21 protein-coding genes and 1 pseudogene are annotated in these 23,136 nt (G+C 72.9%); 19 read left to right on the top strand and 3 right to left on the bottom strand.

Annotated features, from left to right (window positions below):
* Positions 1–76: 76 nt before the first annotated feature.
* Positions 77–1,687 (bottom strand): PGN_0703 family putative restriction endonuclease, encoded by a 1,611-nt coding sequence (locus EV383_RS32020; protein ID WP_242622954.1) that lies wholly within the window; start codon positions 1,685–1,687, stop codon positions 77–79.
* Positions 1,688–1,711: 24 nt separating this feature from the next.
* Here EV383_RS32020 and EV383_RS32025 point away from each other — a divergent pair, with 24 nt between their 5' ends.
* From EV383_RS32025 to EV383_RS07505, 12 genes and pseudogenes are all read left to right on the top strand, one after another.
* Positions 1,712–2,050, top strand: a complete 339-nt coding sequence (locus EV383_RS32025) for a cytochrome P450 (RefSeq protein ID WP_242622955.1) — start codon at positions 1,712–1,714, stop codon at positions 2,048–2,050.
* A 70-nt stretch (positions 2,051–2,120) separates the two neighbouring features.
* Positions 2,121–2,600 (top strand): GNAT family N-acetyltransferase, encoded by a 480-nt coding sequence (locus EV383_RS07455; protein ID WP_165438567.1) that lies wholly within the window; start codon positions 2,121–2,123, stop codon positions 2,598–2,600.
* A 167-nt stretch (positions 2,601–2,767) separates the two neighbouring features.
* The gene (mbhE, locus tag EV383_RS07460; RefSeq protein ID WP_130289228.1) at positions 2,768–5,149 is read left to right on the top strand and encodes a hydrogen gas-evolving membrane-bound hydrogenase subunit E; all 2,382 of its coding nucleotides are present in this window, start codon (positions 2,768–2,770) and stop codon (positions 5,147–5,149) included.
* Positions 5,146–5,736, top strand: a complete 591-nt coding sequence (locus tag EV383_RS07465) for an MnhB domain-containing protein (RefSeq protein ID WP_130289229.1) — start codon at positions 5,146–5,148, stop codon at positions 5,734–5,736. Before mbhE ends, EV383_RS07465 begins: the two co-directional genes overlap by 4 nt.
* Positions 5,733–6,188: pseudogene (locus EV383_RS07470) on the top strand (Na(+)/H(+) antiporter subunit C); the annotation flags it as partial. The gene EV383_RS07465 and the pseudogene EV383_RS07470, both read left to right, overlap by 4 nt.
* A gap of 104 nt (positions 6,189–6,292) precedes the next feature.
* A complete protein-coding gene (locus EV383_RS07475) occupies positions 6,293–7,867 on the top strand; it encodes a Na+/H+ antiporter subunit D (RefSeq protein WP_242622956.1) in 1,575 nt (524 codons plus the stop codon).
* The gene (locus EV383_RS07480; protein WP_130289230.1) at positions 7,864–8,430 is read left to right on the top strand and encodes a Na+/H+ antiporter subunit E; all 567 of its coding nucleotides are present in this window, start codon (positions 7,864–7,866) and stop codon (positions 8,428–8,430) included. The genes EV383_RS07475 and EV383_RS07480 overlap by 4 nt, the downstream gene beginning before the upstream one ends.
* Entirely contained in the window at positions 8,427–8,693 is a 267-nt protein-coding gene (locus EV383_RS07485) for an MrpF/PhaF family protein (RefSeq protein WP_130289231.1), read from the top strand. The genes EV383_RS07480 and EV383_RS07485 overlap by 4 nt, the downstream gene beginning before the upstream one ends.
* 28 nt (positions 8,694–8,721) lie before the next feature.
* Positions 8,722–9,114, top strand: a complete 393-nt coding sequence (gene mnhG / locus EV383_RS07490; RefSeq protein ID WP_130289232.1) for a monovalent cation/H(+) antiporter subunit G — start codon at positions 8,722–8,724, stop codon at positions 9,112–9,114.
* 70 nt (positions 9,115–9,184) lie between these two features.
* Complete coding sequence (locus EV383_RS07495) at positions 9,185–9,706, top strand: gamma carbonic anhydrase family protein (protein ID WP_130289233.1); 522 nt, start codon at positions 9,185–9,187, stop codon at positions 9,704–9,706.
* Positions 9,707–9,743: 37 nt separating this feature from the next.
* Positions 9,744–10,424, top strand: a complete 681-nt coding sequence (locus EV383_RS07500; RefSeq protein WP_130289234.1) for a uracil-DNA glycosylase — start codon at positions 9,744–9,746, stop codon at positions 10,422–10,424.
* A 74-nt stretch (positions 10,425–10,498) separates the two neighbouring features.
* Entirely contained in the window at positions 10,499–11,095 is a 597-nt protein-coding gene (locus tag EV383_RS07505) for a DUF1707 SHOCT-like domain-containing protein (protein ID WP_130289235.1), read from the top strand.
* A gap of 117 nt (positions 11,096–11,212) precedes the next feature.
* Here the strand turns inward: EV383_RS07505 and rpmB are convergent, their stop codons facing one another.
* A complete protein-coding gene (gene rpmB / locus EV383_RS07510) occupies positions 11,213–11,404 on the bottom strand; it encodes a 50S ribosomal protein L28 (RefSeq protein WP_130289236.1) in 192 nt (63 codons plus the stop codon).
* 168 nt (positions 11,405–11,572) lie between these two features.
* Here rpmB and EV383_RS07515 point away from each other — a divergent pair, with 168 nt between their 5' ends.
* Together EV383_RS07515 and EV383_RS07520 are read left to right on the top strand one after the other, a co-directional pair.
* The gene (locus tag EV383_RS07515) at positions 11,573–13,435 is read left to right on the top strand and encodes a DAK2 domain-containing protein (RefSeq protein ID WP_130289237.1); all 1,863 of its coding nucleotides are present in this window, start codon (positions 11,573–11,575) and stop codon (positions 13,433–13,435) included.
* A 64-nt stretch (positions 13,436–13,499) separates the two neighbouring features.
* Positions 13,500–15,692 carry an ATP-dependent DNA helicase RecG gene (locus tag EV383_RS07520; RefSeq protein ID WP_130294043.1) on the top strand — a complete coding sequence of 731 codons (2,193 nt, stop codon included), beginning with the start codon at positions 13,500–13,502 and terminating at the stop codon, positions 15,690–15,692.
* 223 nt (positions 15,693–15,915) lie between these two features.
* Here EV383_RS07520 and EV383_RS07525 read toward each other — a convergent pair whose 3' ends face one another.
* Positions 15,916–16,635, bottom strand: a complete 720-nt coding sequence (locus tag EV383_RS07525) for a hypothetical protein (RefSeq protein WP_130289238.1) — start codon at positions 16,633–16,635, stop codon at positions 15,916–15,918.
* 312 nt (positions 16,636–16,947) lie between these two features.
* Between EV383_RS07525 and EV383_RS07530 the strand changes: the two genes are divergently transcribed.
* The 5 genes from EV383_RS07530 to EV383_RS07550 all read left to right on the top strand — a co-directional run bounded on the left by EV383_RS07530 (position 16,948) and on the right by EV383_RS07550 (position 23,053).
* On the top strand, positions 16,948–20,325 hold the full coding sequence (locus EV383_RS07530; RefSeq protein WP_130289239.1) for a pyruvate carboxylase: 3,378 nt from the start codon (positions 16,948–16,950) through the stop codon (positions 20,323–20,325).
* Positions 20,322–20,879 carry a 16S rRNA (guanine(966)-N(2))-methyltransferase RsmD gene (gene rsmD / locus EV383_RS07535; RefSeq protein WP_130289240.1) on the top strand — a complete coding sequence of 186 codons (558 nt, stop codon included), beginning with the start codon at positions 20,322–20,324 and terminating at the stop codon, positions 20,877–20,879. Before EV383_RS07530 ends, rsmD begins: the two co-directional genes overlap by 4 nt.
* A gap of 24 nt (positions 20,880–20,903) precedes the next feature.
* Positions 20,904–21,395 (top strand): pantetheine-phosphate adenylyltransferase, encoded by a 492-nt coding sequence (coaD, locus tag EV383_RS07540; protein WP_242622957.1) that lies wholly within the window; start codon positions 20,904–20,906, stop codon positions 21,393–21,395.
* A gap of 92 nt (positions 21,396–21,487) precedes the next feature.
* Positions 21,488–22,237, top strand: a complete 750-nt coding sequence (locus tag EV383_RS07545) for a DivIVA domain-containing protein (protein ID WP_130289241.1) — start codon at positions 21,488–21,490, stop codon at positions 22,235–22,237.
* 54 nt (positions 22,238–22,291) lie between these two features.
* The gene (locus EV383_RS07550) at positions 22,292–23,053 is read left to right on the top strand and encodes a hypothetical protein (RefSeq protein WP_130289242.1); all 762 of its coding nucleotides are present in this window, start codon (positions 22,292–22,294) and stop codon (positions 23,051–23,053) included.
* Positions 23,054–23,136: the final 83 nt, after the last annotated feature.

The raw sequence follows: 23,136 nt of genomic DNA on the forward strand, positions 1-23,136 counted from the left end.
TCGATCCGCCGGCCGCAGCTGTTCGTCGGGTGACGCACGTCGGATGGGGCGGCATGAAGCTCTGCGGCGTGTGAACTCAAGCGGGATCGGGCACGTATCGACCTGCCATGGACTCCGCCCAGTCCGAGAGATCGGGATGCTTTGCCGCAACGTCGAGCAATCCGGTAATGGACCAGTATCCGACGGTTACCGACGGGACGGCTGCGTCAACCGTGTGCACGACGTTCCGTGCACGGTCGTCGTCGGCTCGACCGAGCACCACCGCCAGCACGTCGTCGCACTCGCCGTTCGCGCGCACCGATTCGGTGAGCAGAACGGAACGCAGGAACTGTGTCCCGCCGGCGAGATGCAATGCCTCGACCTCTTCATCCGCGAGACCGAGCCGCTCCAGCAGCGGCCCATACCGATCCGCGCGGCCTGCCTTCTCCAACCGATCTCTGGAGAAGTCATCGGTGTACTTCACCTCGACGGTGATCAACAGTCGGCGTCCGTCGGAGGTGCGGACGGCGGCAGCGATGTCAGCCGCGCTCTTGTCACCGGTGTGCGTCGCGGGGCGCGGCGCCCACTCGGCCTGCAGGCCGTCGAGCTCGAAGGGGGCGTCGTCGGCATTGATCCGGTCGAACGCCACGATCTTCTGCCCGGTCATGGTCGACAGAACCTTCAGCGTGGATTCCGGCCGTTCCCGCAGCTCCCCGACGAGGCTGAACGCCAGTGGCTGGCTGGACAGCAAATTGCGCCAGAGGCGGTCCTCCTGGACGACACCTTTCGCCTCCCGAACCACCTCGACCCGTGCGCGTGTGTACTCGACGGCCGCGGCGGACATGAGGTTCCAGCCCGCATCCACGGCGGAGACCCCGTCGTGGGAGATGGGCAGCATGCTGTCGACGAGTTCGGCCCCTCGGCCGTCTCGCTCCTCCTGTCTCGCCGGACCTTCCGGGGCACCGAGGATCTCTTCCCGCCACCGGCCCTGGTGCGCACGATGACGACGTCGCACGACCGGATCGGAGGTGACCCGACGCCTGTGGCCACGCTCGGCGTTCCACACGGCATGGTCGAGTTCCCACGGGGTGCGACCGATCTCGACGGCTGCATCAGTGAGGAGCGTGCGTGCCTCGCCGGTACCGACCGTGCGGCCGAGAACCCGCTCCAGCCATCGGAGGACCATCCGGTCCGGCTTGATGGTGTGGTCGTCGCCGAGCAGCATCCAGAGATAGCCGAGCCGGACGTCACCGCTCCCGTTTCCCGGGACATCGCGCAGCCGACCCTCCAGCGCAGCCAGACGGGTGTTGTCGGCGAACAGGGCGGGCAGATCCGCATAGCGCTCGACGCCGGCGTCCACGAGCGCACCGGCGTACTCCAGCGCCGCTTGTGCCTTGCGGATTCCGCCACGGGGGCTGGTGCGCTGCCGGTTCTTCAGGACGGTCTCCGCGAACGTGTCGGTACCGACCGCATCCATCTCGGCGACGAAGCTGCGCAGGGACTGTTCGGCGTCGGTGCCGATGACGACCGGCGAGGTCGAGTCCTGCAGCGGCACCATCTTCGCGGAGTCCGCGTACCGGCGGCAGGTGTTCACCGTCGTCGTGTAGCGCGCACCCATCGAGAACACCGCGTCGAGGACACAGAGGCTGAGATGAGCCCACCTGCCGTCGCGCGGTCTGATCGTCAAAGACTGCGCGGCGTCGGACACGAGCCTGACAGCATCCATCAGGAGATGGTGTCGCATAGCGCGGACGTGGAGGTCGGCGGCGTCCGGATCGTGGCGGGGGACGCGGTGCTGCTCGCCCCGGCCGCGGCGAACCGCGACCCGGACCGCTTCGACGACCCCGAGCGCTTCGACATCGACCGCGACGACGCCGGGGGACACCTGGCCTTCGGGCACGGGCCGCACTTCTGCATCGGGGCGGGGCTGGCCCGGATCGAGCTGACCGAGGTGTTCCGCGCGCTGCCCGCACGGTTCCCCGGACTGCGTCTCGCCCGCCCCCGGACCGAGCTCGGCCTCCGCTCGGACCTGTTCACCGGCGGGCTGCGGGAGCTGCCGGTCACCTGGTGAGCACCGAGTCCGGCGTCACGGCGGATCCGGCGGCGCGGGTCGGACCGTCCCGCCTACGGTGGTCGGCGTGATCGAGCTGCGCATCGCCGGCCTGGACCACCCCGACGCCGTGGCCCTGAACGACGAGGTGCAGAGCTACTACCGGCGGATCTACGGCGACGGGGACCTGACGTCGCTGCTGTCCGAGCAGTTCGAGGCGCCGCGCGGGGTCTACCTGGTCGGCTACGACGGCGATCGCGCGGTCGCGTCCGGAGCCTGGCGGGCTCTTGACCCCGAACCGGCCGACGACGTCGTCCGCGAGGGCGACGCCGAGATCAAGCGGATGTATGTCGTGCCCGACGTCCGGGGCAAGGGGCACGCCCGGGCGGTGCTCGCCGAGCTCGAACGCACGGCGCTCGCGGCCGGGCGGCGCCGGATGGTGCTCGAGACCGGGACCGAGCAGCCCGACGCCGTCGCGCTCTACGCCAGCTCCGGCTACACTCCGATCGGGACGTTCGGGTACCACCGTGACGACCCCCGCTCGCGCTGTTTCGCGAAGAACCTGGCGTAGTCGCGCAGCCGTTCGATGGTGAGTACCACCTCGCGGACGGGCGTTGTGTCGGTGCCGGTCGATAGGATCTACACAGACCCGCCAGATCTCCGGTCCTTCCCCGCCGGATCGCCCCGTCGACGACGCGTGTTTGCCTCCCCGGGCCGCGCCGCTAGGAGCTTCCAACCGTGCTCGTGCTCGTGCTCGCCCACCTCGTGGTGGCCGGTGCGCTACCGATGGTGGCGCGCCGCAGCCGGGCCCTCGCGTTCGGCGTCGCCGCGGTCCTGCCCGCGATCACGCTGGTCTGGGCGCTCGCGAACTACGAGGCCGCGCTCGGCCCGGGTGTCTCCGAACGGATCGAGTGGGTTCCACAGCTCGGCCTGTCGCTGAGCCTGCGCCTGGACGCGCTCGGCCTGGAGATGGTCGTGCTGGTCAGCGGGCTCGGCGCGCTCATCCTGGCCTACAGCGCCCGCTACTTCGGCTCCGGCAGCCGCGACGCACCACGCACGGCGACGCTGCTGCTCGCCTTCGCGGGCTTCATGCTCGGCCTGGTCCTGGCCGACGACCTGCTCACGCTGTACGTGTTCTGGGAGCTGACGACGATCGCATCGTTCCTGCTGGTCGGGCAGGGTGGGCTGCACCGGGCGAACCGGCGCGCCGCCGTCCAGGCCCTGCTGGTGACGGTGTTCGGCGGGCTGGCGATGCTGCTCGGGATCGTGCTGCTGGGCCACGCCGCCGGCACGTACGTGATCTCCGAGATCGTCGCCGCGCCCCCGGGCGGGGCCGCCGCGACGGCCGGGATCGTGCTGATCCTGCTCGGCGCACTCACCAAGTCCGCGCAGCTGCCGTTCCACCCCTGGCTCCCGGCGGCGATGGCCGCCCCGACACCGGTCAGCGCCTACCTGCACGCGGCGTCGATGGTGAAGGCCGGCGTCGTGCTGGTCGCGCGGCTGTCGCCGGCGTTCGCCGTCCGTCCGGAGTGGTGGGTCCCGGTCGTCGTCCTCGGACTGGCCACGATGCTGCTCGGCGGCTGGCGCGCGCTCACCGAGCCCGACCTCAAGCGGCTGCTCGCCTTCGGCACGGTCAGCCAGCTCGGCTTCCTGATGGTGCTCTTCGGTGCGGGCGGGCGGATCGCCGCGTTCGCCGGCATGGGCATGCTGCTGGCGCACGGCCTGTTCAAGGCGCCGCTGTTCATGGTCGTCGGCGCGATCGACAAGATCACCGGGACCCGGCGCATCGACGAGCTGTCCGGGCTCGGGAAGCGCCGGCCGGCGCTGGCGTGGATCGCCGGGCTCGCCGGGGCGTCGATGGCGGGCCTGCCACCGATGCTCGGCTTCGTCGGCAAGGAGGCCGCGTTCGAGGCGTTCCTGCACGACGCCGACCTGCGTGGCTGGATCGTCGCGCTCGGGCTGCTCGCCGGGTCGATGCTCACCGTCGCCTACACCGTCCGCTTCTTCTGGGGCGCGTTCGCCACCAAGCCCGGCCTCGAGCCGACCGAGTCCTCCGCGCCCGCGGCCGGGCTGACCGTGCCGGCCTGGATCTGCGCGATCGCCGGAGTCGCGCTCGGTGTGTTGTACGGCTTCCCCGACGCACCGGCCGCCGCCTACGCGGCGGCGTACCCCGAGGTCGGGGACCCGGTCGCCGAGGACTACCACCTGGCCCTGTGGCACGGCCTCGGGCTGCCGCTGCTGTTCTCCGCGCTGGCGATCCTCGGCGGTCTGGCCCTGCACCGGTGGAACCCCATGGTCGCGACGACGTCGACGCGGTTCGCGACCCCGTTCTCCGCGCAACGCGGCTACGAGCACGTGGTGAGCGGGCTGGAGCGCCTGGCCACGTTCGTCACCGGTCGCCTGCAGGCCGGTTCGCTCCCGGTCTATCTGGGGTCGGTGCTGATCACGATGCTGGCCCTGCCCGGCGTCGCGATGGTGCGGGCGCTGATCGACGGCCTGCTGCCGCCGATGCCGCGCCTGATCGACACCGTCCTGCAGCTGCCCCTCGGCGCCGCGGTGATCCTCTGCGCGCTGGGCCTGCTCCGCGCGCGCCGCCGGTTCACCGCGGTCCTGCTGGTCGGGGCCATCGGCTACGGCATCGGCGGGCTGTTCATCGTCGACGGCGGGCCGGACCTGGCGCTGGCGCAGTTCCTGGTCGAGACGCTGACGCTGGTCGCGTTCGTGTTCGTCCTCCGGCGGCTGCCCGCACACTTCGACTCCGTGCGCACCGCGCGGCCGACGCGGCGGGCCACGGTGACCAAGGCGGTCGTCGCGGGCACCGCGGGGATCATGGTCGCGCTGACCGCGGTGCTCCTCGGCGGCGCCCGGACCGCCCCGGCCACCGCCAGCGCCGAGTACATCGCACAGTCCCGTGAGGGCACGGGGTCGGACAACGTGATCGCCGCGATCCTGGTCGACTTCCGCGCGCTGGACACCGTCGGCGAGATCAGCGTGCTGCTGGTGGCCGCGGCGGGCACGGCGAGCCTGGTGCTGGCCACCCGGTTCGACCGCCGGAACCGCCGCGGCGACCTCGACAGCGGTTCCGGATCACCGGAGCACGAGAGGGAGGTGGCGGGATGACGATCGACGATCGCCCCACGAGCGAACCGGTTCCGTTCGCCGAGTGGGACACCCCGGCCGAACAGTGGTCGCTGCCGGGCGAGTGCCCGGTCGGTGCCCGCCGCACGCTGCTGCTGGAGACGGCCGCGCGGGTGCTGTTCCCGATCGTGCTGGTGTTCTCGGTGTACCTGCTGATCGTGGGGCACTACGGCCCCGGCGGCGGGTTCGCCGGCGGCCTGACCGCGGGCCTGGCGTTCGTGCTGCGCTACATCGCCGGTGGAGGTGCCGACGGTGCCGAGATCGGCGCCCGGATCAAGGTGCGGCCGCCGATGCTGGTGGGCCTCGGGCTCACGCTGGCGGTGCTCGCCGCGCTGATCCCGGTCCTGTTCGGGGCGCCCGTGCTGGCCAGCGCCAAGGCGACGTTCGTGCTGCCGGTGATCGGTGAGGTCGACCTCGTGTCGAGCCTCGCCCTGGACATCGGGGTCTACCTGCTGATCATCGGCGTGGTGCTGGACCTGCTGCGCTCGCTGGGCAGCGGTATCGAGCGCGACGCACGGGACGCCGGCGACGACCCGGAGGACGTGGAGCATCCGGTGATGCGGCCGTGAGCAGCATCAACCTGGCCATGGCGCTCGTCCTGGCCGTCCTGTACTCGGTGGGGTTCTTCCTGCTGCTCCAGCGCTCCCTGATGCGGATCCTGATCGGGATCGTCGTGCTCGGGCACGGTGCGAACCTGCTGCTGCAGCTGGCCGGCGGACCGCCCGGGCGGGCGCCGGTGCTGGGCGTCGCGGCGCCCGAGGAGTTCACCGACCCGTTGCCGCAGGCCCTCGCCCTGACCGCGATCGTGATCACGTTCGCGCTCACCACCTACCTGCTCGCGCTGGGCTACCGGTCGTGGGTGCTCACCGGGCACGACGAGGTCCAGGACGACATCGAGGACCGCCGCATCGCGCTGCGCGACCGTCCGGACGGGTCGATGGGCGAGGACGCGGCGGGCGGCGACTCCGACGCCGACGGCGACCCCGGTTCGGCCGCGGCCTCCGACGAGCCCGACGACGCCGAGCCCGACACCCCGGCCTCGGTCGGTGCGGGCCCCGTGCCGGGACCGCGTCCGGACCCGGCCAACTCGCGGGACGTCGACGGCCGGCCGGGCGGGACGACCCGATGACCGCCGCCTCGTTCCTGATCGCCCTGCCCGCGATCGCGATCCTGCTGCCGATCCTGGGCGCGGCGCTGTCGGTGATCGCCTCCCGCTCCGCACGCCTGCAGCGGGTGATCGGCATCGCGGTGCTCACGCTGGTCACCGCGATCGCGGCGGTGCTGCTGGTCGCCGCGGACCGGAACGGTCCGGTCGTCACCGAGCTCGGGGGGTGGCCGGCGCCGATCGGTGTCGTCCTGGTGGCCGACCGGCTCTCGGCCCTGTTGCTGCTGATCTCGACGCTGGTGACCCTCGCGGTCCTGGTCTACGCGATCGACCAGCGGATCTCCGACTACGGCCGGGAGACGCCGTCGACGACGTTCCACCCCATCTTCCTGATGCTCTCGACCGGTGTGTCGATGGCGTACCTGACCGGCGACCTGTTCAGCCTGTTCGTCGCGTTCGAGATCATGCTGGCCGCGTCCTACGTGCTGATCACCCGGCGCACCGACGCCGCCCGGGTGCGGTCCGGGATGACGTACGTGATCGTCAGCCTGGCCTCGTCGCTGCTGTTCCTGACCACGATCGCGCTGGTCTACGCCTCGACCGGCACGGTCAACATGGCCGACCTGGCCGGTCGGATCGGGCAGCTGCCGCCCGAGCTGGCCACGGTGCTGAGCCTGATGGCCGTGGTGGTGTTCGGGATCAAGGCGGCGATCGTGCCGCTGCACTTCTGGCTGCCCGACAGCTATCCGAACGCGCCCGCACCGGTCACCGCGCTGTTCGCGGGCCTGCTGACCAAGGTCGGCATCTACGCGCTGCTGCGGACCCAGACGCTGATCTTCCCGCACGACCGGCCGTCGATCCTGCTGCTGTCGATCGCGGCCCTGACGATGATCGTCGGCGCGCTGGGTGCGCTGGCGCAGAACGACCTGAACCGGTTGTTGTCGTTCCTGCTGGTCAGCCACATCGGCTTCATGCTGTTCGGGCTGGCCGTGTTCGACGTGCGCGGGGTAGCGGGCACGGCCCTCTACGTCGTGCATCACATCACCGTGCAGGCGACGCTGTTCCTGGTCAGCGGTCTGATCACGCGAAGAACCGGGACCGTGTCGATCGACGCGATGGGTGGGCTGGTCAAGCTCTCGCCCGGGCTGGCCGTGCTGTTCGCGATACCGGCGCTGACGCTGGCCGGGATCCCGCCGACGTCGGGGTTCGTGGCGAAGCTGGCGCTGCTCGAGGCCGGCGCCGGGGCGGGCGTCGCGGGGTCGGTGGTGGCCGGAGTCGTGATCGTCGCCAGCCTGCTGACGCTCTACGCGATGGCGCGGGTCTGGGTCAGGGTGTTCTGGGGCAAGCCCAAGGAACCGCTGCCGGACCCTGACCCGTTCGACGAGCTCGTCGTCGGGACGGCGCGCACGTCGGCACCGATGTTCGTCGCCAGCGCCGGGCTGATCGCGGTCAGCGTGCTGATCGCGGTCGCGGCGGGACCGCTGACCGAGGTCACCACCCGCGCGGGGGACGACCTGATCGGGCGCACCCCCTACGTCGACGCCGTGCTCGGCGTCGGAGCGCCGGGGGCCGGGGAGCCGGGGGTGGGCCGATGAACAGCCCCTTCGTCCGGCGGCTGCCGCAGGTCCTCGGCCTGACCCTGGTGTGGGTCGCGCTCTGGGGCGTGTTCTCGCCGAAGATCATTCTGGGTGGGCTGATCGTGGCGGTCGCCGTCACGGTGATGTTCCCGATGCCGCTGCTCGACCGGCTCCCGGTCCGGCCCTGGCCGCTGCTGCGCCTGGTCGGGTTCCTGCTGGTGGACCTCGTGCGGTCCGGGTTCTCGGTCGGCTGGGAGACGGTCCGGCACGGCCCCCGGGCCCGGGCCGGGATCATCGCCGTGCCGATGCTGACGCGGTCCGGGCGGGTCGCGACGATGGTCGCCGGCACGCTGTCGCTCGCGCCGGGCAGCTTCGTGCTGCAGATCGACCGGCGGCGCGGGGTCTGGTACGTCTACGCGCTCGGCGTGACCTCGGAGGCCGACGTCGAGCGGGTCCGGGAGCAGGTGCTCACGCTCCAGCGCCGGGTGATCGCGGCGTTCGGCCATCCCGACGAGGTGGCCGGCAGCCGTGCCGACGTACCGGCGCACCCGCTGTCGGAGAGGACGGAGGAGCCGTCGTGAACGTCGTGTTCTCCCTCGTCCTGATCATGCTGACGGTCGCCGCCGGCCTGACCCTGATGCGGATCTTCCGTGGCCCGAGCACCCTGGACCGGGTGGCGGCGCTGGACGTGTTCGTCGTGCTGATCGTGGCGTCGGCGGCGGTCTACGTGGCCTTCTACCAGGACGGGTCGAACATCCCGCTGCTCGTCGCGGTGTCGCTGATCGTACTGGTCGGCACCGCCACCGCGGCCCGCCTGCTCGAACGCTGGGAGCGGCACCGATGAGGCTCGTGACGACCACGGGGGAGGCCTCGTGAGCTGGGAACAGATCCGCGACGTGGCGTGCGCCGTGCTGATGCTCGCCGGTGCGGCGTTCTGCCTGCTCGGGGCGCTCGGGCTGGTACGGCTGCCGGACCTGCCCGCCCGGCTGCAGGCCGCGACGAAACCGCAGACGCTCGGACTGCTGCTGATCCTGCTCGGCACCGCGTTCCGGGTGAGCCCCGAGAGCGCGGTGACACTGCTGCTGGTGGTGCTGTTCCAGGTCGTCACCGCGCCGGTGATCTCGCAGATCGTCGGGCGCTCGGCCTACCGCAGCGGCACCCTCGACCGGTCCCGCCTGATCGTCGACGACCTGACCGCCCAGGTCGAGAGGGACGAGCGCGACGCGGCCGACCGCACGACCACCACCGACCCCGACCGGACCTGACACCGGCGTGCCGCGGTCGGGGAGGGCCACCCGCCGGGCGGCCGGGGAACCGGTTTCGTAGGGTCTGCGTGTGCCTCTGTACGCGCTCGGTGACGTCGAACCCGACATACACCCGGATGCCTACGTGCATCCCGACGCCGTGGTGATCGGCAACGTCACCCTCGGTGCGGAGTCGTCGGTCTGGCCGACGGCGGTGCTGCGCGGCGACGACGGCCGGATCGAGATCGGCGCCCGCACCAGCATCCAGGACGGGTCGATCATCCACACCACGCTGCGCCAGGCGACGATCATCGGCGACGAGGTGACGGTCGGGCACAACGTCCACATCGAGGCGTCCACCGTCGGGAACCGCGTGCTGATCTCGTCCGGCTCGGTGGTGCTCAACGGCTCCGAGATCGGCGAGGGCGCGATCGTCGCCGCGGGTGCGGTCGTCTCGCCGAACGCGGTCGTCCCGCCGTACCGGATGGCGCTCGGCGTCCCGGCTCGGGTGCGGGAGGGGTACGAGGTACCGGAGGACCGCTGGCGGTACGCCGTCGAGTCCTACGTCGCACGAGGCAAGCGGTTCCGTGCGGAACTGCGGAGACTGACCTGAGCGTGGAGCCCGCACGACGCGCACGAATTCTGGAGAACTGATGGCGAAGCCGTTGAACGAGATCGTCGAGGCCGGGTGGGCGCAGGCGCTGGAGCCGGTCGCCCCGGTCGTGGCGCAGATGGGCGAGTTCCTGCGCGAGGAGATCGCGGCGGGGCGTCGCTACCTGCCGGCGGGCGCGAACGTCCTGCGGGCGTTCCAGCAGCCGTTCGACGAGGTCCGCGTCCTGATCATGGGCCAGGACCCGTACCCGACGCCGGGCCACGCGGTCGGGCTGTCGTTCTCGGTGGCGCCGGAGGCGAAGCCGATCCCGCGCTCGCTGTCCAACATCTTCCGCGAGTACTCCGAGGACCTCGGGCACCCGGCGCCGTCCACCGGTGACCTGACGCCGTGGACCGAGCAGGGCGTGCTGCTGCTCAACAGGTGCCTGACCGTCGAGCCCGGCACGCCCGGCTCGCACCGCGACAAGGGCTGGGAGGCGGTCACCGAGCAGGCCATCCGCGCACTGGTCGAGCGCGACGCCGACCCGATGGTGGCGATCCTGTGGGGCCGCGACGCCCGCAACCTGGTTCCGCTGCTCGTCGACGTGCCGATCGTCGAGTCGGCGCACCCGAGCCCGATGTCGGCCGACCGCGGCTTCTTCGGGTCCCGCCCGTTCTCCCGGGCGAACGACCTGCTGGAGGAGATCGGCGGCGACCCCGTCGACTGGAAGCTGCCCTGAGACCTCGACGCCGGGAAGTCCTGTCCGCGTCACGGATCGGTGACGTGACGAGGACGCGTCGGTAGGCTGGCCCGGTGGGTGATCCGGGGGAGCTGCGCATATCCGACGCCGACCGGGAGGTCGCCGCGCAGCGGCTGCACACGGCTCTCGGTGAAGGTCGCATCACGCTCGTCGAGCTGGAGGAACGGCTCGACGTCGTCTACGCGGCCAAGACGTTCGCCCAGCTCCGGCCACCGCTGGCCGACCTGCCCGGGGCCGGTCCGGCGCCCGCCGGCGTCCCGGCCGTCCCGCACGGCCGCCCTCCGGCCGATCGGCTGCACCTGCGTACCGAGATGGGCACCGTCAAGCGCGAGGGCGACTGGCAGGTGCCGGCCGCGATGATGCTGACCACGCACATGGGCTCGATCCACCTGGACCTGTCGACCGCCCGGTCGGTGCCGGCCCGGGTGGACGTGGAGGTCTCGCTGGGCATGGGCTCGGCGACCGTGGTGCTGCCGCACGGCGCCACCGCCGACATCGACGGCGTGCGTGGCTCGTGGGGGACCGTGAAGTCGAAGGTCCCGGCCTCGGCCCCCGGGTCGTCGCCGCACATCGTGTTCACCGGCAAGGTCGGGATGGGCTCGCTGACCGTCCGCGGGCCGCGCCCGGTGTGGATGTCGCTGTTCTCCTGAACCCGTCGGACGCCCTGCCCGTCCGACGCCCGGCCCGTCGCCGGGTCCGGACACGAGAAAGGGCGGTCCCGCCGGGACCGCCCTTCGTCGTACACCCGGCACTGCCGGGCGGCCCGCTCAGGTGCGGACGACCTTGCCCGCCTTGAGGCAGGAGGTGCAGGCGTTGAGACGCTTGCGGTTCCCACCGTTCAGGCTGGCGCGAACGGTCTGGATGTTCGGGTTCCAGCGACGGTTCGTGCGGCGGTGCGAGTGCGAGACGGACATGCCGAAGCCCGGACCCTTGCCACAGACGTCGCAGACGGCAGCCACGTCGGACACTCCTCTGATTGACGATCTGGTCAGGTGTTGCTCGAGACCAAGCCCGGCGATGCCGGGGCTCGGCCTCCCAGTCTAACGATCCCGGTCCCGCGACCGCAGGCGGGTCGGCGGCGGCGCCCCGGCCCGGGTGAGGGCGGCGGTGACCTAGGCTCGACGCCCGTGGCCCCGTCGTTCGACTCCGAGCTGCTGCGCCGCTGGATCGACGCGGCGACCCGCAGCCTGTCACGGCACCGGGCGGAGATCGACCGGATCAACGTGTTCCCGGTCCCCGACGGCGACACCGGATCGAACATGCTGCTCACGGTGCAGGCCGCGCTGCGGGCACTGGATCCGGCCCGCCCGCCCACCACCGACGGCCGGGGGACCTCCGGCGACGCGCAGGCGGACGTCGTCCCGGCCGACGGGGTGGCCTCCGGTGCCGCGGCCCCGGATCTTGGACCGGCCGGCGCCGCGGACGGCTCCGACACCCCGGCGACGGCGGCGGCCCTGGCCCGCGGCGCGCTGCGCGGGGCGCGCGGCAACTCCGGGCTGATCCTCACCCAGCTCCTGCGCGGGATCAGCGACGAGCTGGCGGCGCGGACGACCCCGGACCGCCGGGCCGCGTCCGCCGCGGGCGGGGCGTTGTTCGCCTCGGCCCTGCGGCGCTCGGCCACCCTGGCCCGCGCGGCGGTGCACCGTCCCCGTCAGGGCACGATCCTCACGGTCCTGGAGGCGGCGGCCGCCGCGGCCACCGCGCTGCCCGAGGGGACCCCGCTCGCGGAGACGGCGGCCGTCGCGTCACGGGCGGCCGGGGAGGCGCTGGAGGCCACGACCGGCCAGCTGCCGGAGCTCGCGAAGGCCCGCGTGGTGGACGCCGGTGGGATGGGCCTGGTGCTGATCCTGGACTCGCTGGCCGAGGTGCTCGGCGCCGCGCGCCGGGTGCTGCCGGGGCCGGGGGCCGGGCCGGTTCCGGGGGCGGACGACGAGCCGGTGTCCTGGACGACCGAGCGCGAGTCCGGCTCCGACGAGCACGACTACGAGGTGATGTATCTGCTCGAGGGCTCCGACTCCGCCCGGGTCGCCGCGCTGCGCGAGGAGCTGGACGGTCTCGGGGACTCGGTCGCGCTGGTCGGGGACGGTCTCCCGGACGGGTCCGGGACCTGGAACGTGCACGTGCACTGCACCGACATCGGGGCCGCGGTCGAGGCCGGGATCCGGGCCGGGCGCCCGTCCGGGATCCGGGTGCTGCGCTTCGCGGACCAGGCACCGGGCACCGAGCACGTCGTCACCGTCGGGCGGGCGCTCCCCTCCGGCGGCGCTCCCGCCACGGACCGTGCCGCCGCCGGACGGACGACCGCCGTCGCGTCGACGGGAGCCGCGACGTCCGCTCCCCGCGCCCGTGCCGTCCTCCTCCTGATCGAGAGCGACGGTGCCGCGGAGCTGGCCCGGTCCGCCGGGGGCGACGTGCTCCGGCCCGCCCCGGGGCTCGACGCCCGCTCCGTCGCCGACGCGATCGCCGCGACCCGCGCCGCCCACGTCGCCGTCCTGCCCTGCGACGGGGACCGCCGCGCCGCCGCGGAGGAGGCGGTGGGGCTCGTCGAGGGCGTCGAGGTGGTCGTCGTGCCGAGCGTGTCGGTGCTGCAGGGGCTGTCCGCGCTGGCCGTGCACGACCCCGACCGGCGCGCCGGCGACGACGTCGTCGCGATGGCCGAGGCCGCGGCCGGGACCCGCACCGGCTCGCTGATGATCTCCGAGACCGAGGCGCTGACCTGGGCCGGACCGTGCCAGCCCGGCGACGTGCTGGGGGTGTCCGACGGCGAGGTGGTGCTGATCGCGCCGGACCTTTCTGTCGGTGCCCTGTGGTTGGCTCACCGCATGCTGACCCCGGGTGGTGAACTGGTGACGGCGTTGCTGGGCGCGTCCGTGCCGGACGAGCTCGGGGCGTCGCTGGCCGAGGACCTGCGTCGCACCCATCCCGAGGTGGACGTGGTCGTGCATCGCGGCGGGCAGCAGGACCTCCCGCTGGTGATGGGGGTCGAATGACGGGGACGGACGTGGTGAGGGGGACGTGGTGAGCGGCGACCGTGCGACGGCCGGGGCCATCGACATGGACACGCGGCTGCTCGGGTTGGTCGGGAAGAGGGCGGCGGACGCGTTGTCCGGGTCGCTGGACATCCACACGGTGGGCGACCTGGTGCGGCACTACCCGCGCCGCTACGTCGACCGCGGCCGGCTGACCGACATCGCGGGGCTCGTCCTCGGCGAGCACGCGACCCTGGTGGCGCAGGTCGAGAAGACGACGCTGCGCTCGATGCGCCAGCGTCGCGGGCAGATGCTGCAGGTCGTGATCCGGGACGAGAGGGGTGCCCAGCTCGACTGCACGTTCTTCAACGGGCAGAAGGTCCAGCACACCGTCCACCAGGGCATGCGGGCGGTGTTCGCCGGCAAGGTCGGCATCTTCAACGGGCGCCTGCAGCTCACGCACCCGCAGTTCGAGGAGCTCGACCCCTCCGACGAGGTGCGCCCCTTCCTGTCCATGTACCCGGCCACCGGGAAGATCCAGTCGCAGGACATCGCGCGCTGCGCCCGTCAGGTTCTGGAGCTGCTCGACGACCCCACCGACCCGTTGCCGGAGTCGCTGCGGGAGCGGGAGAAGCTCCCCGAGCTGGGCCGGGCACTGCGCCGGATCCACGTCCCCGAGGTCGAGGCCGACATCTTCGCCGCGCGCAACCGCCTGGTCTGGGACGAGGCGATGGGCGTGCAGCTGGCGCTGGCGCTGCGCCGCCACGCCGCCGTCTCGCGCCCGGCGCCGGCCTGCCCGCCCCATCCCGGTGGGTTGCTCGACGCGTTCGACGCGAACCTGCCGTTCGCCCTGACCGACGGCCAGCACGAGGTCGGGGCCGAGGTCGCCGAGGACCTGGGGCTCGAGCACCCGATGAACCGGCTCGTGCAGGGCGACGTCGGCGCGGGCAAGACGATCGTCGCGCTCCGGGCGATGCTGCAGGTGCTCGACTCCGGCCGGCAGGCCGCGATGCTCGCCCCGACCGAGGTCCTCGCCGCCCAGCACGCCCGGTCGCTGAAGGCGATGCTCGGCCCGCTCGGGCGGGCCGGTGAGCTCGGTGCGGCCGAGCAGTCGACGGCGGTCACGCTGGTCACCGGATCGCTCGGGGCGAAGGCCAAGCGCCAGGCGCTGCTCGACGCGCAGTCCGGTGCGGCCGGGATCGTGGTCGGCACGCACGCGCTGATCCAGGACACCGTCGGGTTCGCCGACCTGGGCCTGGTCGTGGTCGACGAGCAGCACCGCTTCGGCGTCGAGCAGCGTGACGCCCTGCGCGGGCGCGGCGAGCTGGCCCCGCACATGCTCGTGATGACGGCGACGCCGATCCCGCGGACCGTCGCGATGACCGTCTACGGCGACCTGGAGATCTCCTCGTTGCGCGGCCTGCCGGGCGGACGTTCGCCGATCTCGACGTCGGTGGTGCCGCTCGCCGAGCACCCGACGTGGTTCGGCCGGATCTGGCAGCGGGTGCGCGAGGAGGTCGCGGCCGGGCACCAGTGCTACATCGTGTGCCCGCGGGTCGGGGGAGAGGACGCGAAGCCGGGCGGCAAGGGCGACCCGGACGCCGACCTGGTCGACCACGACGACCCCGACGAGGGCGCCGGCTCCGACTCCGACGCCAAGCGCCCGCCGCTGGCCGTGATGGACGTGGCCCCCCGCCTGATCGAGGGCGAGCTGGCCGGCCTGCGGGTCGGGATCCTGCACGGCAAGCTGCACCCCGACGAGAAGGACGCCGTGATGCGGTCCTTCGAGCGCGGCGAGCTCGACGTGCTGGTCGCGACGACCGTCATCGAGGTCGGCGTGGACGTCCCGAACGCGACCGCGATGGTGCTGCTCGACGCCGACCGGTTCGGCCTGTCCCAGCTGCACCAGCTGCGCGGACGCGTCGGGCGGGGCTCGGCGCCCGGGGTGTGCCTGCTGGTCACCGAGATGCCCGCGGCCACCACCGCCCGCGAACGCCTCGACGCCGTCGCCGGCACCACGGACGGCTTCGAGCTGGCCCGTCTGGACCTGGAGCTGCGCCGGGAGGGCGACGTGCTCGGCGCCGTCCAGTCCGGAGCGCGCTCGGGCCTGCGCCTGCTCTCCCTGCTGCGCCACGGCGACGTGATCGCCAAGGCGCAGGTCTACGCGAAGGACCTGGTCGACCGCGACCCGACCCTCGCCGACCACCCCGGCCTGGCCGCCCTGGTCGGCGAGACCGTCGGCGACGAGGAACGCGCCGCGTACCTCGACAAGGCCTGACCCCCGGGCCTGCCCCCGGCCCCGCCGCTCCAGCGACCGGCACGCCCGTCGCAAAGATTGCGACAGCAGTGCCGCTCGCTGCCCGGGCGGGAAGCCGCAAGCCCCGCCCCGCCCCGTCCCCGGTTCGGCGAACGGCACGCTCGTCGCAAAGGTTCCGACGAATGTGCCGGTCGTCAGACTTCGATCCGGGCGCCCGCGGGCAAGGTGTTCGGGTGGGTGGCGCTCAGCCGGGGAGGGCGCCCCGGGAGGCCTCGTCGACGGCGGCGCGGGCGGTGCGGGGCAGGTGCACGATGCCGGCGCGGTCGAGGCGGTCCAGCTCGGAGCGGGCGCGGGCGTAGGCGGCGAGGCGTTCGTGCTCGGAGTCGGAGTCGCGGGCGGTGGTGAGCAGCTTGAGCACACGCTCGATCGATCCGCGCTCGTGGGTCGGCACGTTCGACAGACGGATCCGGTCGGCGGCGTCGAGGGCCGCCTGCCAGGCACGCCGGGCCTTGGCGACGGCGACGGTGAACGCGGCGTCGTAGGGAGCACCGGGGTGGGCGTCGGTGTCGAGCGACTGCGCCTCGGCGAACGCGTCGACGAACCGCGCGGTGCTGGGCACGGACACGTCGGACAGGGCCGGACGGCGCAGCACCTGCATCGGGTCGCACTCGTGCGCGGTGTACTCGACGCGCAGGGCGTCGAACTCCGCCTTCGCCCGCTGCCACGCCTGCAGGCCGGACTCGGGAGCGGGGACGGACGCGGCGGCGGGCCCGGCGTCGACGCTGCATGAGCGGAACGAGCGCTTGAGCAGCACGAACACCCCGAGCAGGACGGCCGCGAGCACCAGGTACGGGATCAGTTTGATCACTGCGTACACGATGACCCCTCCGACGAACGCGGCCGCGATGAACGCTCCGAGGACGAACGGGAGCACGCTGCCGTGGCGTCCGTGACGTCGTCGCATCCGTCGCTCCCGTCTCCGGTCGTACCGCCCCGCGCGGTACGTCTCCCGCACACCGATGCCGCCGGCGCCGGAGGCGTGACCGTGGCCGTGCAGATGCCCGTGGGCGCGGCGGTCGGCCGGACGACGGGTGCGGGTCCGTGTCATCTCTCCTTGTTACCGGAGAACGCGGCCCGGCGGTGCGGGCCGGACGGGTGTTCGGGCTCAGATGTGGTCCGCGCATGGGCGCACGTGCAACGATCACGCGTCCGCCGACGGCCCCGGGACCACGGGCCGGCGCGTGCGGCGCAAGGTGTCGATGATCCGAGGAGTGCGATGTTCCGCAAGGTGCTGGTGGCCAACCGGGGGGAGATCGCGATCCGGGCGTTCCGGGCCGCGTTCGAGCTGGGGGTCTCCACGGTCGCGGTGTTCCCGTACGAGGACCGCAACTCGTTGCACCGGGCGAAGGCCGACGAGTCGTACCAGATCGGCGAGCCCGGGCACCCGGTCCGCGCGTACCTCTCGGTCGACGAGGTCATCCGCGCGGCCAAGAAAGCCGGCGCGGACGCCGTCTACCCGGGCTACGGCTTCATGTCGGAGAACCCGGACCTGGCCCGGGCGTGCGCGGAGGCGGGCATCACGTTCGTCGGCCCGCCGACCGAGGTGCTGCACCTGACCGGCAACAAGTTCCGCGCGGTCGCGGCCGCACGGGCGGCCGGGGTGCCGGTGCTGGAGTCGAGCGACCCCTCCGACGACGTCGACGAGCTGCTACGCGCCGCGCAGGACATCGACTTCCCAGTGTTCGTCAAGGCCGTCGCCGGTGGTGGCGGGCGCGGCATGCGGCGGGTCTTCGAGCGCGACGAGCTCAAGGACGCGATGGAGGCCGCGATGCGGGAGGCCGAGTCGGCCTTCGGCGACCCGACGGTGTTCCTGGAGCAGGCCGTGGTGAACCCGCGGCACATCGAGGTCCAGATCCTCGCCGACGCGCAGGGCAACGTCGCGCACCTCTACGAGCGGGACTGCTCGGTGCAGCGCCGCCACCAGAAGGTCATCGAGATCGCGCCGGCGCCGAACCTGGACCCGGAGATCCGCGAGCGGATCTGCACCGACGCGGTGAACTTCGCCAAGGAGATCGGCTACGTGAACGCCGGGACCGTGGAGTTCCTGCTCGACGAGCGCGGGCAGCACCACTTCATCGAGATGAACCCGCGGATCCAGGTCGAGCACACCGTCACCGAGCAGGTGACCGACCGCGACCTGGTGATCGCCCAGCTGCGGATCGCGTCCGGCATGACGCTGCCGGAGCTGCGCCTGGAGCAGGAGGACATCACCTGCACCGGTGCGGCGATGCAGACCCGGATCACCACCGAGGACCCGTCGAACGAGTTCCGCCCCGACGTCGGCACGCTCTCGGCCTACCGCTCGCCGGGCGGTCCCGGGGTGCGCCTGGACGGTGGCACCGTGCACGTCGGCGCCGAGGTGAGCGCGCACTTCGACTCGATGCTGGTCAAGCTGACCTGCAACGGCCACGACTTCGCCAACGCCGCCCGCCGGGCGCGGCGCGCGATCGCGGAGTTCCGGATCCGCGGCGTCGCGACGAACCTGCCGTTCCTGGCCGCGGTGCTGGAGGACCCGGACTTCCAGGCCGGACGCGTGACGACGAGCTTCATCGAGGAGCGCCCCGAGCTGCTCAAGGCCCGCCCGTCGGCCGACCGCGGGTCGCGGATCCTGCACTACCTGGCCGAGACCACGGTGAACAAGCCCAACGGCGAGCGCCCCGAGGTCGTCGAGCCGGTCGACAAGCTGCCCGGGATCGACCTCGACACCGAGGCCCCGTCCGGGTCGGCGCAGCTGCTGCGCGAGCTGGGACCGGAGAAGTTCGCGGCGCGGCTGCGCGAGCAGACCGCCGTCGCCGTCACCGACACCACGTTCCGTGACGCGCACCAGTCGCTGCTGGCCACCCGGGTGCGGACCCGCGACATCCTGGCCGTCGCCCCGCACGTGGCCCGGTCGATGCCGCAGCTGCTCTCGCTGGAGTGCTGGGGCGGCGCGACCTACGACGTCGCGCTGCGGTTCCTGGCCGAGGACCCGTGGGAGCGCCTGGCCGCGATCCGCGAGGCCGCGCCGAACATCTGCACGCAGATGCTGCTGCGTGGGCGCAACACCGTCGGCTACACGCCGTACCCGACCGAGGTGACCGACGCGTTCGTCGCCGAGGCCGCGCAGACCGGGATGGACATCTTCCGGATCTTCGACGCGCTCAACGACATCTCCCAGATGCGCCCCGCGATCGACGCCGTCCGCGAGACCGGGACGGCGCTGGCCGAGGTCGCGCTCTGCTACACCGCCGACCTGTCCGACCCGGCCGAGGACCTCTACACCCTCGACTACTACCTGCGCCTGGCCGAGCAGATCGTCGACGCCGGGGCGCACGTCCTGGCGATCAAGGACATGGCCGGGCTGCTCCGCCCGCCGGCGGCGAGGACGCTGGTCACCGCGCTGCGTGACCGCTTCGACCTGCCGGTGCACCTGCACACCCACGACACCGCCGGGGGCCAGCTCGCGACGCTGATCGCCGCGATCGACGCCGGGGTGGACGCCGTCGACGGCGCCGTCGCCTCGATGGCCGGCACCACCAGCCAGCCCTCGCTCTCGGCGCTCGTCGCCGCGACCGACCACACCGAGCGGGCCACCGGGCTGTCGCTGACCGCCGTCGGCGACATGGAGCCCTACTGGGAGGCCGTGCGGAAGGTCTACCGGCCCTTCGAGTCCGGGCTCGCGAGCCCGACCGGGCGGGTCTACCACCACGAGATCCCCGGCGGGCAGCTGTCGAACCTGCGCCAGCAGGCGATCGCGCTGGGGCTCGGGGACCGGTTCGAGCTCATCGAGGACTGCTACGCCGCCGCGGACCGGATGCTGGGCCGTCTGGTGAAGGTGACGCCGTCGTCGAAGGTCGTCGGTGACCTCGCGCTGCACCTGGTGGGCGCCGGCGTGGACGCCGCGGACTTCGAGAAGGACCCGGCGAGCTTCGACGTGCCGGACTCGGTGATCGGGTTCCTGCGCGGCGAGCTCGGCGACCCGCCGGCGGGCTGGCCGGAGCCGTTCCGGACCCGCGCGCTGGAGGGCCGCTCGCCGGAGAAGGAGTCGGCGGTGCTGAGCATCGACGACCGGCGCGGGCTGCGCGACGACCGTCGCGGGACCCTGAACCGGCTGCTGTTCCCCGGCCCGACCAGCGACTTCCAGACCCACCGTGAGCTCTACGGCGACACCTCGGTGCTCTCGACCAAGGACTTCTTCTACGGCCTGGAGGAGGACCTCGAGCACACCGTGCGCCTCGGGCAGGGCGTCTCGCTGCTGATCGAGCTGGAGGCCGTCTCCGAGCCCGACGAGCGCGGCTACCGCACACTGCTCACCACGCTGAACGGGCAGCTGCGCCCGGTGTCGGTGCGCGACCAGTCGGTCGCGACCGACGTCAAGGCCGCGGAGAAGGCGGACAAGGGCAACGACTCCCACGTCGCGGCACCGTTCGCCGGCGTCGTCACGCTGCAGGTCGACGAGGGCGCGAAGGTCGAGGCCGGCCAGACCGTCGCGACCATCGAGGCGATGAAGATGGAGGCCTCGATCACCGCGCACCGCTCGGGCACCGTGTCCCGCCTGGCCATCGGCGGGGTCCAGCAGGTCGAGGGCGGGGACCTGCTGGTCGAGCTGGAGTGACGCGGCTCATCGCCGGGCGGGCGGGCGGGCGGAGGCTGTCCGTCCCGCCGTCCGGGACCCGGCCGACGTCGGACCGGGTGCGTGAGGCCCTGTTCAGCGCGCTGGAGCACGACCCCGGCCTGGACGGGGCCGTCGTGCTCGACGTGTGCGCGGGCTCCGGCGCGCTCGGGCTGGAGGCGCTCTCGCGCGGCGCGGCGGACGCGGTGTTCGTCGAGTCCGACCGCCGGGCCGCGCTGGTACTGCGGCGCAACGTCGCCGAGGTCGGTCTGGGGGGACGGGTGGTGGCCGGGCAGGCCGGGACGGTGCTGGGCCGGCCGTCGGAGCAGGCGTTCGACGTCGTCCTGGTCGACCCGCCCTACGCCGTACCCGACGCCGAGGTCGCCGGCTGGCTCGCCGACGCCGCGGCCGGGGGATGGCTGGCGGACGGGGCCGTCGTCGTCGTCGAACGTGCCCGCTCGAAGGACCCCTTCCCCTGGCCGGACGCGATCGAGGGCGTCCGCGAGCGCCGCTACGGCGACACCGTCCTGCACGTGGCGCACCACCCCGGCCGGTGATCACCGGCTGATAGGTTGCGCGACATGTCCGACGTGCGGCGCGCGGTGTGCCCCGGCTCCTACGACCCGCCGACCATCGGACACCTCGACGTGATCCGCCGGGCCGCGGCGTTGTTCGACGAGGTCTTCGTGGCCATCCTGGTCAACCCGCGCAAGCAGGGGCTGTTCGAGACCGACGAGCGGGTCGAGATGCTCACCGAGATCACCTCGGACCTGCCCGGTGTGCGGGTCGAGGCGTTCTCCGGCCTGGTCGTGGACTACTGCCGCGAGCGCGGTGCGACGGCGCTGGTCAAGGGACTGCGCGGCGCCACCGACTACGACTACGAGCTGCCGATGGCGCACATGAACAGGCACCTGACCGGCGTCGAGACGTTGTTCCTGGCCGGGGCGCCCGGTCAGGTCTACGTGTCCAGCTCGCTGGTCAAGGAGGTCGCCCGCGGCGGCGGCGACATCACCGAGTTCCTTCCGGCCGCGGTGCACACCCGGCTGCTCGAGCGGCTGGCACAGCAGGCCTGACCCCGGGCGCGGGTCACCCGGTCGGAGAACTTGACACGCGGTGGCCCGGCGAATACCGGGGCCCCGCCGACGACGGTGGGAGGATCACCGACGTGTATCGGGTCTTCGAGTCGCTGGACGCGCTGGTGACGATCGTCGAGGAGGCGCGCAGCGTCCCCATGACGAGCAACTGCGTCGTGCCGCGCGGCGACGTGCTGGAGCTGCTCGACGACGTCCGGGAGGCGTTCCCCGGCGAGCTGGACGACGCCCAGGACGTCCTCGACCGGCGTGACGACGTCGTCGCCGACGCCGAGCGCGAGGCCGAGGAGACCCGCTCCGCCGCGACCTCGGAGGCCGAGGAGACGCTGCAGAACGCCCGCACCGAGGCCGAGCGCCTGGTGTCCGAGGCGCAGGAGGAGGCCGCGCGCACCCTCGCCGAGGCCCGGCACGAGGCCGAGCGCACGGTCGCCGAGGGCCGTCGCCAGTACGCCGAGCTCACCGACCGCTCCCGTGACGAGGCCGAGCGGATGACCCACGCCGGGCGCGCCGCGCACGACCGCCTGATCGCCGACGGCCAGAACGAGCAGGCGCGCCTGGTCACCCAGTCCGAGGTCGTCCGCGCCGCGCACGGCGAGTCGGCCCGGATCGTCGACGCCGCGCACGCCGAGTCCGACCGTCAGCGCCGCGAGTGCGACGCCTACGTCGACTCCACCCTCGGCGAGCTGGAGTCCGCGCTCAACGCCGCGCTGGGCACGATCAGCCGGGGCCGCAGCCAGATCTGGCGCAACGGCGCCCCCCAGCAGCACCCGCAGCAGGCGCAGTTCACCGGCCGTTCCGGCACCGGCATGGATCTGATCGACTGACCGACCCCGGGGCACCGGTTGTGGTCCGGATCACAGATCGTGGACCATGGGGTCATGGTGACCACACTGCGGCCGGCGACCCCGGCCGGAACGTCCCGGCTGACGCCGGGGCAGCGACCCGAGTTCGCGAAAGCGTGCGCGGAGGCCCGATCGGGCTTCGGTGAGGTCGTCGACCTCGTGCTCGTCGCCGACGAGGTGAGCGCCCGGTCCGCCGGTCCGGACCCGCGGGTCGCGACGCTGGACCGGCTCGTCGCGTTCCGGGCCGTCGTGGCCTGGGAGCGGTTCGTCCGGGAGGTCGGGGTGCTGTCCGGGACGGCGCCCGCGGACACCGACGACGTCGGCCGCCTGGCCTGCCTGGGGCCGCACGGACGCGACGAGGGGACCGCGCGCCGCGTGCTCGCCGCCGCCGGGGCCGGCCGGCTCCCGGACGCCCTCTCGATCCGGTTCCCCGCCCCCGACAAGGAGACGTCGCTGACGTTCACCACGGTCGGCGGGTCGTCGGAGAGCCTCACCGCCGCCGTCGACTGGTGGGTGCGGACCCGGCACGGTGTCGCGCACCGGTGGCTGCCGCGCCACGTCGCGTGGCCGGTCCGCACCGACGCCCACGACAGCGACGGCCGCACGGTCGGCCCGACGACCGCCCGCTACGCGCTGACGATGTTCCTGCAGCTGGTCGACCAGTCCATCCGGGTGATCGCGGAGGAGGCGGGGATGGTGCGCGCGGAGGACCTCTGGCTGCCCGCGCACTGGATGCGCGGCGAGGGGGACCCCGCGTCCGGGACGCGGCTCTGGGTGGGGGAGACGATCGGAGGCTGAGCTGCGCCGTCCCGTCGTCACCCGATCGGGCCCTTCCGGGCAGGAAGTCGATCATTGGGCCGTATGGTCCTGCGCGACACGGT

The organism is Pseudonocardia sediminis, assembly GCF_004217185.1.
Classification (GTDB): Bacteria; Actinomycetota; Actinomycetes; order Mycobacteriales; family Pseudonocardiaceae; genus Pseudonocardia; species Pseudonocardia sediminis.

Coding starts and splice junctions, on each gene's coding strand:
- EV383_RS32025 (WP_242622955.1), top strand. CDS start 1,712: ATGGTGTCGCATAGCGCGGACGTGGAGGTCGGCGGCGTCCGGATCGTG.
- EV383_RS07465 (WP_130289229.1), top strand. CDS start 5,146: ATGACGATCGACGATCGCCCCACGAGCGAACCGGTTCCGTTCGCCGAG.
- EV383_RS07475 (WP_242622956.1), top strand. CDS start 6,293: ATGACCGCCGCCTCGTTCCTGATCGCCCTGCCCGCGATCGCGATCCTG.
- EV383_RS07480 (WP_130289230.1), top strand. CDS start 7,864: ATGAACAGCCCCTTCGTCCGGCGGCTGCCGCAGGTCCTCGGCCTGACC.
- EV383_RS07520 (WP_130294043.1), top strand. CDS start 13,500: ATGGACACGCGGCTGCTCGGGTTGGTCGGGAAGAGGGCGGCGGACGCG.
- EV383_RS07525 (WP_130289238.1), bottom strand. CDS start 16,635: ATGCGACGACGTCACGGACGCCACGGCAGCGTGCTCCCGTTCGTCCTC.
- EV383_RS07530 (WP_130289239.1), top strand. CDS start 16,948: ATGTTCCGCAAGGTGCTGGTGGCCAACCGGGGGGAGATCGCGATCCGG.
- coaD (WP_242622957.1), top strand. CDS start 20,904: ATGTCCGACGTGCGGCGCGCGGTGTGCCCCGGCTCCTACGACCCGCCG.
- EV383_RS07550 (WP_130289242.1), top strand. CDS start 22,292: ATGGTGACCACACTGCGGCCGGCGACCCCGGCCGGAACGTCCCGGCTG.